The organism is Levilactobacillus huananensis, from assembly GCF_003946145.1.
Classification (GTDB): Bacteria; Bacillota; Bacilli; order Lactobacillales; family Lactobacillaceae; genus Levilactobacillus; species Levilactobacillus huananensis.
On record NZ_RHOC01000004.1, the window covers coordinates 1 to 13,847 of the forward strand.

Consider the following 13,847-nt stretch of genomic DNA (forward strand, 5'->3'; position numbering starts at 1 on the left):
TAGTTCTAGGCATAATAAAGTCCCCTCAAAGTTAACAGATGAATTATACTTTTTCATCTGTCAACCTTAAGGGGACTATAGCACTTCAATTAGGTCTGACAGTATTTTCACTTTTATTCAGTTACGTGGTTCGCAGTAATCAATCGGTAGTTAAATGAATTAATCACTAACTGCACCTGACGAGACGAGTTAGTCACATAGTAGTTCTTCCCCACCTTCTCAACGTCAGTAGCACTATCATCCAACACCGCAGTGACTAATGCTTCTATCTCTGGCTTCGACAGATCAACAGCCAGCTTCTTATTCACCCGCTGATACACCAGCTCGGTATAGCAGACATATTCCTTGATTCGCGCCAACAACTCGCGCCTAACTAGCTTCGTCATCTTCCGTCACAAACGTATGCTTGTCATCCAACACATACTGGAATTCCACAGCGTTCAACATCAAGCTCGCCCGGAATAGTGCTTTGATCCCTTGTTCATTGCTCATCACCACAAAGAATTCCCGATCGGTGCCACTGACCCGTTGGAAGCTGTCATACTCGCCAGTGAAACCTTCTTTGCGAAACAAGCCGATAATCTTCATCATTTCAATCTGGGTTACTTCTTTATCTGCCAAATTCAATCTCTTTTCTCTTATTTAAATTTTCGGTCACTACCGGCCCCTCTAGTGACCGCTAGTGACATTTTTTCCACGAAAAAGCCGCCCCCAAAACGAGGCGGCTCTGACGCAAGCAGGTAGTTACTTACCTAACTTCGTCTTGTTAGTCATGTTCAATTTGTCATCAAAGTCGTAGACAACTGGTTCACCGGTTGCCATTTCGAGGTTCATGATGTCATCGTCGGAGATCCGTTCGATGTACTTGCTTAAGGCACGTAATGAGTTACCGTGAGCGGCGATGATGACGTTCTTGCCGTCAAGCAACTTAGGTGCAATTTGGTCTTCCCAGAATGGCATAACGCGTTCCAGGGTAACCTTCAAGTTTTCCCCACCAGGCACGATGTTAGGGTCCAAGTTAGCGTAACGAGGGTCCTTCACAGCTGAGCCTTCAGCATCTGGGGCCAGAAGTGGTGGTAAAACATCGTAGGAACGACGCCAGATGTGCACTTGATCGTCACCGTACTTTTCAGCGGTTTCCTTCTTGTTCAGGCCTTGTAAAGCACCGTAGTGACGTTCGTTCAAACGCCAAGTCTTGGTTTCTGGAATCCAGAGTTGGTCGGATTCTTCCAAAACGTAGTGTAACGTCTTGATCGCACGCTTCAGAACTGACGTGTAAGCGTAGTCGAAGGTCAAGCCAGATTCCTTGATCTTTTGACCAGCGGCCTTGGCTTCTTCAACACCCTTTTCACTCAAGTCAACATCAACCCAGCCGGTGAACTTGTTAGCTAAGTTCCATTCACTTTGTCCGTGGCGAATCAATACTAATTTTGCCATCACTGATAACCTCTTTCTGTTGTAGAATACCTTGTCATTTTACACCATCTCACCCTAAATTTCAGCTTAATTCTGCCGTTCGAGCCATGTAATCGTTTTCCATTACTCAATTAGCCATTTGCAGGTCCAGCTGCCCGCACTGTTAACTAAAAAATCAGCTTAGCGCTTCGGCTAAACTGACTTTCTTCTATTTCTGATCACTATCACTATCGTTATCTTCATCATCACTTTGACTATAATTACGCCGGATTTCTCGTAATTTCTCCAGTTGTGGGGCCTGATGCAAGCCATGTACCGGCCGAACTCCCAAAATATCCAGGAAGAATGTGAAAATTGGCACCCCAACGATCAAGCCCCAAACGCCGAACAGTGCTTCGCCGGCTAATAAGACCACAAAAGTGTAGAAAATCGGCAATTCTGTACGGCTCGACATGAACTTGGGGTTCAACACATAGGCCTCGAGCGCGTGAACCACAACGATCATCACCAGAATATAGATAACATAGCGGAAACCACCCACGGTATAGCCGAGAATTGTCAACGGAATGACCGACACAATCACGCCGGCCACCGGAATCAAACTCAGGATGAAAATCATAATGGCTAGCGTCGCCAATTGTGGCATCTGCATGATGGCCAAGATAATTGTCGTAATCACCGTGTTGCAGAGCGCGATGAAGAATTGTGCCTCCAACACCACACCGAAAGTGTTAACGAACTTCGTGGCAAAGAAGTTAATATCCTGGAAGAACCACCCATACGTACTCGTGAGGAAACGTTTAGAAAAAGCCGTCATCTGTTTCGACTCAATCGTGAAGAAGAAACTCAGAATCATCGACATAAAGACCGTGAATCCGAACGACCCAATCGTCGACAGATAGGTCAGCACAAGCTTGGCACTGCTCTGAACCTGCGACACGATATTAGAATTACTGATATAGTCAGAGATCCACCGAATAACCTCATTATTCTCATTAGCGGGATTCTCATAGAAGTTAATGAGCCCTTCAATCCCCCGAACTGATGACGTGACAATGGTTGGCAGATAAGCCGTAATCACCCAATACAGGCCACCCAGCACCGCAACATAGGTCACCGTGACAATCAATGCCGGTGGCACCTTCACAAAGCGCCGCACGGCCTTGACCAGTTGCAACACCAAGAAGGTAAAAATGAACGTCAATAGAATCATGTTCATTTCACTTCTGATCAGCCACAGCACAAAGATTAATAGCACCAGGATAACGAAGCGTCGTAGCCGAACATTGTCGATAAATCGTTGCCAAATACTCAAACGTCATTCCCCCCATTTCATCTGCTTTTTATTATACCGCATTGCTTCCAGATCCCTAGCACTTTCCACCAGTTAACGCCGTAGCCTGCCGTGATGGGTCATCATCTACCGGCAACCCCACCGAATTTGAACCACACAAAAGAGCGTGGTTGCAACCACGCTCTTCTGACTTAATTTTAGATTTTTTCGCCTAAGATTCCACACTCTCGAGCACTGCCGAGCGCTCATTGGTGAAGGTTAATTGCAAGTCGTCTAATGCTAAGGCCCGGTGAATAATCGCCGAAGCCCCACCCTTTAAGGACGCCTCACGGGAATTCTTGGTTAACAGGAGTGGCGCCTTCCGCACAATCGCCAATTGGTCGACGTAGTTGCGAACGGTTTCCATTAGTTCTGGCAACAACTCCAGGATTGGAGCATTGACGATAATGGCATCCGGCGCGAACGTATTCGACAAGTTCCCCAGGACCTTGGCGAGATAGTAAGCAAACTCGTCAAGAATCGACAATAATTCTGGCCGGTGACTCAGATAATCACGACGGATCCGGTTCACATCGACCCGATCAATCTTCTGGTAGGCCATAATCCGTTGCAGAACTGTTCCTTCTGCCACATAGTGATTAACTGTCTCTGAATTTCCTTCCTGATAGCGATCGGCCAATGGACAAGTCCCAATATTGCCGGCTTCACCATTGTGTCCGCGATACAGATGGCCTTCGGTGATAATGCCGGCGCTAACTTGGTCTCTAATCGTCACTGAAATCAAATTACGATAAACGCCTTCACCGGAGAAGTCTCGTTCAAAGATTGCCGATTGATTGGCCAAATCTTCCAAAACAACAGGAACTTGGAATTTATCACTAAAGTACTTCGCCAAATCAAAGTTTTTGAAGCCTTTCAAACAAGAATCCAGAATCTGGTTGTCATAAATCGTGCCATCCAAACCAAATGAAATTCCTAACAGTCGCGTGTCACTATTCGCCACTGTCGCCACAATCTTTTCATCAATCATATCCAGAACTGTCGTCAGATCAACGCCTCGCGTTGAAACGCTTGCATAATTCTCCGAGCGCCCATCTAGTTGACTGGTAATCATCGAGAACCGTGACCGCAAAATATTAATGCTGATGACATAACCATACCCCACGTTTAGCAATGCCATGACCGGTTTCCGACCGCCGTTACGCGTGCTGACACCGTGACCAACCTCACGGATCAACCCTTCATGCAGTAACTGACTGTAAATATCAGAGACCGTCACTTTGTTTAAACTCAGGTTACGAGAAATTTGACTACGCGAAATCGGACCAGCGTTGACAATCTGCTGTAAAACTTGTTTTTCATTCGTCGTACGCATGATATGTTTGTTGATAATCATAATTTTCTTGCAACGCCACTCCCCCAATAGCCTTGTGGTGATTTGGGAATCAAATCAGTTCAGGTCGCCCTATCCCCCAAGATCGGTGCTCACCCAGCTATTTTCAGAGGCAGCGTTGCTCTACCCCCCTTGTAGATTTCTGATTCTATCTATATAGTAAGACACCCTTACCAATTTAGTGTAAATAATGACTTGTGAAATATTTTAGGATTTAAGTTCACAAAGTTGTCTAAAATGCCTTGATGACGGCGATTAGGACAGTTAATTTACCTAGATATCCCGTGGGTGAAGTAATTAACTTACTAACTTATTTGTTTGCTAACCTTACCATCATGTCAAGTTTTAAGACCGTTAGGATAGATATGGTAAGTTTTCCTACCAAATTGATCGGCTTGACTCGCAAACGCCTTTTTTTTCTGCTAAGCGTCGCTATCTTTCGAAGACCGCTATGCAAAAAAAAGAACCCAGACCATCGTCCAGGTTCTTCTCCTCATTTACTTTAAGTTTTGCTGGGTGTATTGTGTCAACGAAATCTTTTGCTTGCTGGCTTGTTGAATGGCTACCCGCACGTCCTGGTCACTCATGGCATCCGAGTGTCCACCGGCCGCACTGATCGTCTTTCTCGCATTAGCAATCTGAGCCGCGGTAATGACCTTACCGTTAACCTCTTTCTCCTTTTGTGTAACCGTGTATTCGTTACTTCCGGAGTAATTGCTTGCGGCCGCCTGTTCAGACGACGTCAGAGACGCGCTAGAGCTGCTAGCGGTGCTGCTACTCGAGGAAGCACTCGTTGCAGAACTCGTGTTGGCCGCTTGACCCGCGTTGTTAGACTTCCGTAATGCCAGCGCCTGATCGTACAGGTTTTGGTAATACTTCTGACGGAACTTCGCGTTGTTAAATAATTCGTCCAAAGTTGTATTGGATTGACCATAGTTCAGGGCCTGATTCTCACCCGTGGCCTTGGTTAAAATCTTCTTGAATTCCTTGACGTTGGCCAAAATTCCCTTAACTTGCTTGACCTTCGCCGTCGCCCGCGTCACGAGAACTGACGAGCCTTGGGTCGTCGCCTTAACGGCTTCGTAATGCTTGCGGGCCGTTGTAAAGTGCCGTGCATCCAAGGCGTTTTCCCCAGAAACGAATTGCTGCGTCTGCGTCAGGTACGTCTGAGCTGACTCGTCATTCAAACGCCGCTTGAGCGCGTTCTGGAAATAGCTCTCCGCCTGCGTATAATGTTTACTTTGAATAGCAGTCCGACCATTGGTCATCGCTGCCTGGTACTCTTTAGCTGTCGCATGATGATTTGAATAAGCATAACCACCAATCAGCAGTGCCACAACGACTGTCGCTACGACCCATACCCATTTTTTCAAAATGAAAGACCTCCGCTGGTTAATTGTAAACTCATTATACCATGCTTAGCCGGTAAATCGGTCAATTTTACCGAGTCCTCGCAACCAAAAATCCAGGTTAACCGTTTTCATCCGAATCCTTTCCTTACGTCAAACAGGGTGAAAGGCGTATAATGATGAAGTAATTTTGTTTTTCGACTATTATATGGTAGAAAAACCGGAAAGGACCCCTGTCATGCTTGAAAAAACATTCTACAAGACGTTTCTAAGCCACACCTTTAACATCCCCGTCCGTGTCAACTATTGGGACGGATCCAGTGATGTTTATGGGACTGGCACTCCCGACATCACCATTACCTTCCACGAAGCCATTCCGATTAAGGAAATCTCCAGTAATGCCTCTATTGCACTGGGCGAAGCTATCATGGACGGTAAGATTGAAGTCGACGGCAGCATCGAAGACCTGATTACTGCGGCCTACGAAAACACGGATTCCTTCTTCCACAACAAGAAGTTTATCCACTTCCTGCCAAAACAAAAACACACGGTCAAAGAAAGTAAGTCCGATGTGCAAGACCACTACGATATTGGGAATAACTTTTACAAGTTATGGCTGGATGACACCATGACATACTCCTGTGCCTACTTTGAGTCACCCGATGATGATTTGCATACCGCACAGGTTAATAAGGTTCATCACATCATCAAAAAGCTGAACCCTCAACCCGGGAAGACACTTCTCGATATTGGTTGTGGTTGGGGTACCCTGATGTTGACGGCGGCCAAGGAATATGGCCTGCACGTCACTGGGATTACGCTGAGCCAAGAACAATATGACTACGTGAACGCACGCATCGAGGAGGATGGCCTCCAAAATGTTGCTGAAGTTCGGTTGGAAGACTACCGCGAATTAGGCAACGAAAAGTGGGACTACATTACCTCTGTGGGGATGTTCGAACACGTTGGTCAAGAGAATCTGGGCCAATACTTCGAGTGTGTTCAAAAGTATCTGATGAATGATGGTGTCGCCTTAATCCACGGGATCACCCGGCAACAGGGTGGGGCCAACAATGGTTGGTTAAACAAGTGGATCTTCCCAGGTGGTTACGTGCCTGGCTTGATTGAAAACACCACCCACATCATCGAGAGCGGGTTACAGATCGATGATCTGGAGCCTCTGCGTCGCCACTACCAAAAGACGGTAGAGATTTGGGATAAGAACTTCAACGACCACCGCGATGAAGTCGTCAAGATGTTTGACGAACGCTTCGTTCGGATGTGGGATCTTTATCTTCAGGCTTGCGCAGCATCATTCAAGTCTGGTAATATTGACGTGATTCAATATTTGATCTCAAAGGGCCCTTCAGCCCGGATGTTACCTATGACGCGGGACTACATGTACGATGAGACTCACGACAAGACAACGGTAACAGACTAATCACCAGGCCAGAATGACCGCGGATCATTCGACCGACTTAAAAGCACCACTTACCTGGATTGATCACCAGGTAGGTGATGCTTTTTTGATTGACTTAATTTTTCTCATAGCTAAATTGACGAGGTTCTTAACCATTGTGTCTGATTTTCATCTCTTATCGGCCTGCATGACGAAACGTGGTATGGTTGAGCCAGTTCAAATCGTTTCGATCAAAAAAGAGGTCCGGCAAGAACGCCAGACCTCAGCTGATTTAGTTAGTCATTTAATGTCAGAGGAACATCGACAAGAGGAACACCCCTGCCAGTCCGACAACGACGGAAACGGCCATCGACCGCGTTCGATAGGCAATGTAGATCACAATCACTGCCGCAATCATTAAAGGATAGTTGGTCAGAACCAACCCGTAGCTAGAGCTATCAATGAAGATATCTTTAACCACCAGAGCCGTAAACAATGACACCGGCACAAACTTCATCCATTCGTTAAACCATTCAGGAATGGCCCGCTTGGTGAACAGCATCAGCGGCACGAAACGGGGAATGAAGGCGACAACAAATCCCAAAATAATTAGCCAAAAATGTTGCGTACTGTTCCAGTTATTAACTGCATTCATATAGTTCTCCCTGCATCCTAATTAGCGTCTGAATGTTCCACAACTGATTTCTTTGACCCTGGACTATGTAACCGTCGCAACCAGTGACTGTCCGGCATCTTCTTTTGCAGAAGTTCTTCCAATCCAAACCCAATTAACGAAGAGACAATCGTCGCAATGACTAGTCCTAACGTACTCTTGGTTATAATCATGAAGAAGGCAGCCAACACTGCCGAAACGAGACAAATCAGAACCGTCAAGTGACTCTTAAGTTGCATCACAATCATGTAGAGGAACAAGGACGTCAGCGCAAAGTGCACGACGCTCAAATCAATCTTCAACGCGCTACCGATTAGACTACCGATAACGTTACTCGTTGCCCAGAACAACAGCGAATAGTGTTCGACCATCAAGGCCTCGCGTACCGTCCACTTCTTATCCGTCGCAAATTTTAAGTAGTTAATCGCATAATTTTCATCATTTAACGAAACCGCAAAAATAAATAAAAAGCGGTTGGATTGGCCTTTTAAGTAAGGCGATAGACTCGAACTCAGTAATGCATACCGAAGTTCCAAGAAAAACAGCATCAAAACAATTGAAAGTAATGGGGAATTAATAGTCAACATCGTGGCAATTAAAAATTGACCCCCACCAGAAAAGACCAGCAGTGAAACTAATCCAGTAAGGAATGTATTGAACCCTGCCGCGTGTAGCAAAATCCCACAAGCCAGCCCGATAGGTATGTAACTCAAGTTAAGGGGCATGGCTACCCGCAAGGTCGACCGCCACATGGGTTCTGTGGGGTCCGGCACCTGCTTGGGGTTTGGCCGTCGTTTATTCAAGAATGTCTGCCTCCGTCGAATACTCTGAGATATGAAGCACGTTAATGGATTTACCACTTACGAGTAAAACCACACGATGATATTTTAACATGTTTCAGCCCATTTTCATATAACATCTCTGATATTTATCAAGGGTTATCCCTAATCTAGCTAGGATCTATGAAACGTTTGTGAAGTTCCCCAGGAAGTTTTCATAACTTTCATTACTTTTTAATCTGTCGTCGTGAAATGACGGCCGTAGACTTCCAAGTCGGCGGTAAACCCAGGCATTTCCGCAATTTGGGGCAGATGGCCCCACTGCTCATAGCCGGCCTTTTCAAAGAGGTGCCGGCTGGCCTGATTGTGACCGAAGATCCGCGCAATCACCGTCGTTAACCCTAGCTTTGGGGCCTGTTGGGCAATCCAATCAACGGCCTGTGACCCAAGATGCTGCCCCTGCTGATCACCAGCCAGGTAAAGGGCCGCTTCGGCTATGCCCCGATAACCAGCACGGTCACTGTAAGGCTCTAGGCCGATAAAACCGGCCACCCGGCCCTCATTTTCAATCATCCATAGTGGGAAACGTAATGGATCAAAGGCGTCAAACCAAGCCTCCCGCTGCGCGACGGTTACCGGTTGAAGGTCCGCCGTACTTTGCTTCGTGGCGACCGCTTCATTATAGATGGCGACGATCAATGACAGATCAGCCCGCTTAGCTGACCGAAATTGGATACTCATTCTAAAATCCCCTTTTCTCATACATACTCCTTTATTATACGCAAAAAGCGACGCGAAACCAGCGGTCTCGCGTCGCTTCTCAGCAAGTCAGGATTAAGAATGACTATTTGTATTTGGGTCTTCGACCTCTTGGAGTTTTTGATTATCATCCAATTGGGAAACGCCCATTAAATGCTTCTTTTGAAGCCACCACATCGTTGGCCAGAGTAAGGCAATCGACCCGATCGTAAACAAGATCAGGACCCAGGTTGCCAAGCCAACCATCCCGGTCATCCCCGAAGTAATTGCTTCACGGAAGCCTAAGATGGAGTACGTCATTGGCAAGAATGGATGAACGACATTGTAGAAGTGGTTCGTGACTTCCATTGGGAACGTCCCACCAGAACCCCCGAGTTGAAGCATCAGGAGAACCATGGCAAGGAATCGTCCTGGGTTGTCCAGGAGCATCGACAGGAACATGACAATGAACATCGACGCCTCCGCAAACAAGACGGAAATCAGAATCATTTGCATTGGGTGGTCAACGGACAAGCCGGCGAGCATCATCAGTGATGGTTCGATGATCCCCATGGCTAATCCTTCAACCGCACCGATCGACAGCTTGCTCAGGTACCAACCTGAAGCGGAACCGCCGGCCATCGATACCTTCCGAATTGGGAAGGCAAAGTTGAAGACCAACGCCCCAACGTACAAGGCCACGGACAGCACGTAAGGTGCTAAGGCATGTCCATAGTTTGGCACGTAGCTGTAGCTTTCGTGCTTAAGATGCGTTGGTGCCGCAAACATATCGGCCGTCTTGCTGGTCAATGGTTGCGCATTAATTTGGTCAGCCCCTGACTTCAGCGACTTCGCTAAAGTCCCGGACCCCTTGCTGAGCTTGTTGGTTCCTTGCATCAGCTTGTTGCTGTTGGCGTCTAATTTTGCAGACCCGTCGGCCAGCTGGTTAACCCCACTGGTTAAAGCAGGAACCTTACTGTTCAACGTCGACAAGCCATTGCTGATTTGACTAGCACCACTGTTCAATTGACCAGACTTGCTGTTCAATTGTGAAACGCCGCTTGCAACTTGACCGATACCAGAATTGAGTTGTGACGTCCCACTCGTCAATTCAGAGCCCTTCTTAGCCAGTGTATTGCTACCGTCTAACAATTGCGCCACACCGGACGTTAAGGCTGGAATCTTGGCATTCAGGGTGTTCAGGCCACTTGAAAGTTGCTTAGAACCACCTAGTGCTGTGTTAACTCCGGCCGTGTAGGTGTCTAATCCAGTTGATAACTTGTTAGCACCAGTAACCGCATCGTTAATCTTACCAACAGATGACCCAAGACTTGAAATCAACGCCGAATTAGCCTGAAGTGTGCTCAGGGCACTTGATAACATAGTCAGATCAGAAGGTGTAAATTGTGATGTTGCAGTAAGCAATGGACTTAATTTGTTAATAATGCCACTCTGTTGTAACGTTATTAACCCAGACAAACCGCTGGTAACAGAACTTAATTGTTTATTCAGTCCTTCTACCATAGCCATCAACTTGTTAACTTCTGTAACATAATTTGAAGTTGCATCCCCTGCGGTATTGCTACTTCCCTTAGTTGCAGCATCCTTTTCGTTAGCTACGGCAGTCGAAACTGCAGCCGTCGCGTCAGAAATTTCTTGTTCCGATGAAGTCTTATTACCAACAACATCTTTTAATTTATCCACCGCATCGTCAGCAGCCTGCGCTGCACTTGTTACATCACTTGTGTTAGTACCACCAGGATTATCGTCGCTCGGTTGAGCAGCTTTAACGGCTGCCATCTGTGCACCAATAGCCTGAACTGCAGTTGGCAACTGTTCCATTGATGAGAGATCCATATTTTGCAGACTGTTCAACTGAGCCTGCAACGCACTAGACGTAGCGGCATCCATGCCAATCAATCCCGAACTACTTAAGGAAGTTAGCATACTGTTCAACGCCTGCAATTTAGCCGGTTGACTCGTCAATGAAGATAACGTATTTAAACTAGGCCCTAACTTAGTTAGCAAGGTTTGCATGTCACTAAGTCCATTTGCCAGTTGTTTTGCCCCACCAGTCAATTGACTAGAGTTAGCATCCAACTTCTTCAAGCCCTTAGTTAAGTCTGAACTTCCAGACTTCAACTGCGTAACCCCACTGGCCAAAGGTCCAACTTTACTGCTCATTTGACCCAAGCCACTGTTGAGCTTGTAAACACCATCAACGTAGCTGTAAGTCCCACTGTTCAGCTTAGAAGCCCCAGCCTGTAAGGTTGGCATGTTACTGTTCAACTTCGAAACTCCGGCCGTATATTGGCTGAGTCCGGCCGTTAACGTTGCAGAACCGGTACTGAGCTTCTGAATTCCGGTAGCCAGCGGCGTCACGGAGGTCTTCATTTGTTGCAGACCATTGTTTAACGTCTTAACCCCAGTGGTATACGTGTTTAACCCATCGGTCAGCGTAACGGTTCCGTCCTTCAATTGGGCAGACCCCTTAGCGGCCTTCTTCATTCCTTGACCCACGGTGTAGATCTGCTTGAACGTCGCCTGTGCGTAGGCCTTCGTAACCTTGGCACGGATCTGACTATCCAGCTTATCTGACCCAACTTCACTCATAACTTGGGCAATGTAGTTCGCAGAGCCGTTCGTCTTGTAAGTAAAGGTCATCTTCTTAGGATGCTTGTCCAGCGCCGTAGCGGCGTTAGCGGAGAAGTTCTTTGGTAAGGTGATCACCGTGTAGTACTTATGGTGCTTCAACCCATCCGCGGCGGTCTTCGCCGACACAAACTTCCAACCTAATTGACTGTTCTTCTTCAAGTTGGTGACGGTCTGGTCCCCAACATTTAACTTCTGTCCTTGGTAAGTGACCGGTTGGTCTTGGTTAACCACCGCAACGGGTAATTCACCGGTTTCACCATATGGATCCCACACTGACTTCAGAAAGAAGATACAGTAGAGGAACGGAATGAACATAATGGCCAACACGGAAATCAGAATTAACCGGTTGTGCCGAATGTAATCCCATTCGCCTTTAATCATCTTCACGAGTTTCAACTCCCTTTTCCTTTAAAATTCCTCAAAATAATGGCTAATTATTATAGAACATAGTCGCACAACATTACTTGACTTGTCAAAAATGCAACAGGCCATCGACAATTTTTCAAATCGCCGTCATCCCTTGTCATGACTGGTTTTCACGGCTATCTGGGCTGATTAAAGAAAATGTTTCACAGTACAGACTCATCAGACTTTAACCTTAAAAAGTCCGTAATATCGGGATTTTCCCGACCTGGTTTACTGAAAGCAACTGCCTGTTTTAACACAAATGAAAGCCCTTTTTCATTCGATCCCGGCCACAATTTATCGACCCTCGACCCGAAAAAATCGCCCACCCCCGTAGGGATCGGCGACAAAACTTATCTCAGGATTAGCTGGGGTTAAAACAGTGAAACAATTGACCGCCACAGACGGACAAAGATATTGGCCTTTTCAACGGCTTGGGTCACCTTTAATGGTACCTTGGTCGTCTTGGTATTCCCTAAGAAGCCTAATTGGTCCCCCTTCAAGGAGACGTTTGCGGTCCCAATCGTCGCATTCTTCTTAACTGGTGCTTCCAGTGCCTGGTTCTTTTCCAACTTGGCCTTTAACTGTGGCTTGGCGGAAACGTTGCTGGCAATTTGGTCATTTCGAATCCAGAGCTTAACATTCTGACCCAGAACCGTCTTGGCTGTCTTCTCTTTAGCATCGTTAGTCTTGATACTCTTGGCACCCTTGATCTGGTCACCAGCCTGGTAGCTGACCGTCTTGAAGTTGTTATAGACATAAGACATCATCTTCTGTGTCTGTTGGAAACGAGCTGGGTCGGTTTCAGACTTGTGAGAAGCGTGAAGCACCACCGTCACGATCCGGTTGCCATCATTATCGGAAGTCCCGGTAAAGTTGGCCCCAGCGGCATCGGACGTCCCCGTCTTCAGCCCGTCAACGTGAAGCTTGCTGTAAGAAGCGGTGAGCCCCTTTAACATCCAGTTCCAATTGTCCATCTTCGTGGCATCTTGAGTGCCCTTCTCAAACCACAACTTGTCAATCTTCGTCGTTTGAAGCACTTCTGGGTACTTGTTCAGTAAGGCGACCGCCAATTTAGCTTGGTCGGCTGCGGACCATTGGTTTTCAGCTGAACCCGCCACGTTTGAATAGCCCAGGTTACCCACCTGTTCATTGGTTAACCCACAGGCGTTGTAAATCTTGACGTTGGTCATCCCCAACTTCTTCGCCTGCACCTTCATCTGGTTGACAAACGCATGCGGTGATCCGGCCACGGCACTACCGAGGGCTTCAACCGCCCCATTGGCCGAATAAATTAATGACGCTTGATATAGTGACTTGACCGTGTAGCTGTGACCGGCCCGCAAAGGCACGTTGGATAATTTGGTGTTCTTAGCGACCTTAGCCACATCCTTGCTCACGGTGATCTTCTGGTCCCACTTTAATTTACCGCTATGAACCGCTTGGAGGACCAGGTAAATGGACAACAATTTGGTCATCGAAGCGACTGGTAAGGCCTTATCGCTGTTCTTATCATATAGAATCTGACCCGTCTTGGCGTCGACGGCAATCCCAGCCTTCGCCTGCAGATTTACCGTGCTGGTCGTACTGGTTGCCGCTTGCGCCACAACCGGTGCACTGGCACCTAATCCACTTAACCCACCAGTAACCAGCGTGACCGCTGTCACTAGTCCAATCAAAACTTGCCGTAACTGTTTCTTCATGAGATTTAAAACTCCTCTATCATATGTAGTGTCGGCAATGCCG

At 47.0% G+C, this 13,847-nt stretch carries 12 protein-coding genes; 1 reads left to right on the plus strand and 11 read right to left on the minus strand.

Annotated features, from left to right (window positions below; all coding sequences use genetic code 11):
* Window positions 1-113: 113 nt before the first annotated feature.
* From EKM71_RS04510 to EKM71_RS04535, 6 genes are all read right to left on the minus strand, one after another.
* Window positions 114-386, minus strand: coding sequence for a DUF3781 domain-containing protein (locus tag EKM71_RS04510; RefSeq protein ID WP_125573467.1), 273 nt, complete (start codon window positions 384-386; stop codon window positions 114-116).
* Window positions 370-621 carry a hypothetical protein gene (locus tag EKM71_RS04515; RefSeq protein ID WP_125573468.1) on the minus strand — a complete coding sequence of 84 codons (252 nt, stop codon included), beginning with the start codon at window positions 619-621 and terminating at the stop codon, window positions 370-372. The genes EKM71_RS04510 and EKM71_RS04515 overlap by 17 nt, the downstream gene beginning before the upstream one ends.
* 123 nt (window positions 622-744) lie before the next feature.
* Entirely contained in the window at window positions 745-1,437 is a 693-nt protein-coding gene (locus EKM71_RS04520; protein WP_125573469.1) for a 2,3-diphosphoglycerate-dependent phosphoglycerate mutase, read from the minus strand.
* A 187-nt stretch (window positions 1,438-1,624) separates the two neighbouring features.
* Complete coding sequence (locus EKM71_RS04525; protein ID WP_125573470.1) at window positions 1,625-2,731, minus strand: AI-2E family transporter; 1,107 nt, start codon at window positions 2,729-2,731, stop codon at window positions 1,625-1,627.
* Between the two features lie 190 nt (window positions 2,732-2,921).
* Complete coding sequence (locus tag EKM71_RS04530; protein WP_125573471.1) at window positions 2,922-4,106, minus strand: ROK family protein; 1,185 nt, start codon at window positions 4,104-4,106, stop codon at window positions 2,922-2,924.
* A 494-nt stretch (window positions 4,107-4,600) separates the two neighbouring features.
* The gene (locus EKM71_RS04535) at window positions 4,601-5,476 is read right to left on the minus strand and encodes a hypothetical protein (protein ID WP_125573472.1); all 876 of its coding nucleotides are present in this window, start codon (window positions 5,474-5,476) and stop codon (window positions 4,601-4,603) included.
* Between the two features lie 214 nt (window positions 5,477-5,690).
* Here EKM71_RS04535 and EKM71_RS04540 point away from each other — a divergent pair, with 214 nt between their 5' ends.
* Window positions 5,691-6,893, plus strand: a complete 1,203-nt coding sequence (locus EKM71_RS04540) for an SAM-dependent methyltransferase (RefSeq protein ID WP_125573473.1) — start codon at window positions 5,691-5,693, stop codon at window positions 6,891-6,893.
* A gap of 268 nt (window positions 6,894-7,161) precedes the next feature.
* On the opposite strand, the gene EKM71_RS04545 is transcribed toward EKM71_RS04540, so the two are convergent.
* From EKM71_RS04545 to EKM71_RS04565, 5 genes are all read right to left on the minus strand, one after another.
* Complete coding sequence (locus EKM71_RS04545) at window positions 7,162-7,506, minus strand: AzlD domain-containing protein (protein WP_125573474.1); 345 nt, start codon at window positions 7,504-7,506, stop codon at window positions 7,162-7,164.
* A gap of 17 nt (window positions 7,507-7,523) precedes the next feature.
* A complete protein-coding gene (locus tag EKM71_RS04550; protein ID WP_164504729.1) occupies window positions 7,524-8,276 on the minus strand; it encodes an AzlC family ABC transporter permease in 753 nt (250 codons plus the stop codon).
* 261 nt (window positions 8,277-8,537) lie between these two features.
* Window positions 8,538-9,044: a GNAT family N-acetyltransferase gene (locus EKM71_RS04555; protein WP_125573476.1), complete on the minus strand. Its 507-nt coding sequence runs from the start codon at window positions 9,042-9,044 to the stop codon at window positions 8,538-8,540.
* 93 nt (window positions 9,045-9,137) lie between these two features.
* On the minus strand, window positions 9,138-12,077 hold the full coding sequence (locus EKM71_RS04560) for a YhgE/Pip domain-containing protein (protein ID WP_125573627.1): 2,940 nt from the start codon (window positions 12,075-12,077) through the stop codon (window positions 9,138-9,140).
* A 398-nt stretch (window positions 12,078-12,475) separates the two neighbouring features.
* Window positions 12,476-13,804: a D-alanyl-D-alanine carboxypeptidase family protein gene (locus tag EKM71_RS04565; protein WP_125573477.1), complete on the minus strand. Its 1,329-nt coding sequence runs from the start codon at window positions 13,802-13,804 to the stop codon at window positions 12,476-12,478.
* Window positions 13,805-13,847 lie beyond the last annotated feature (43 nt).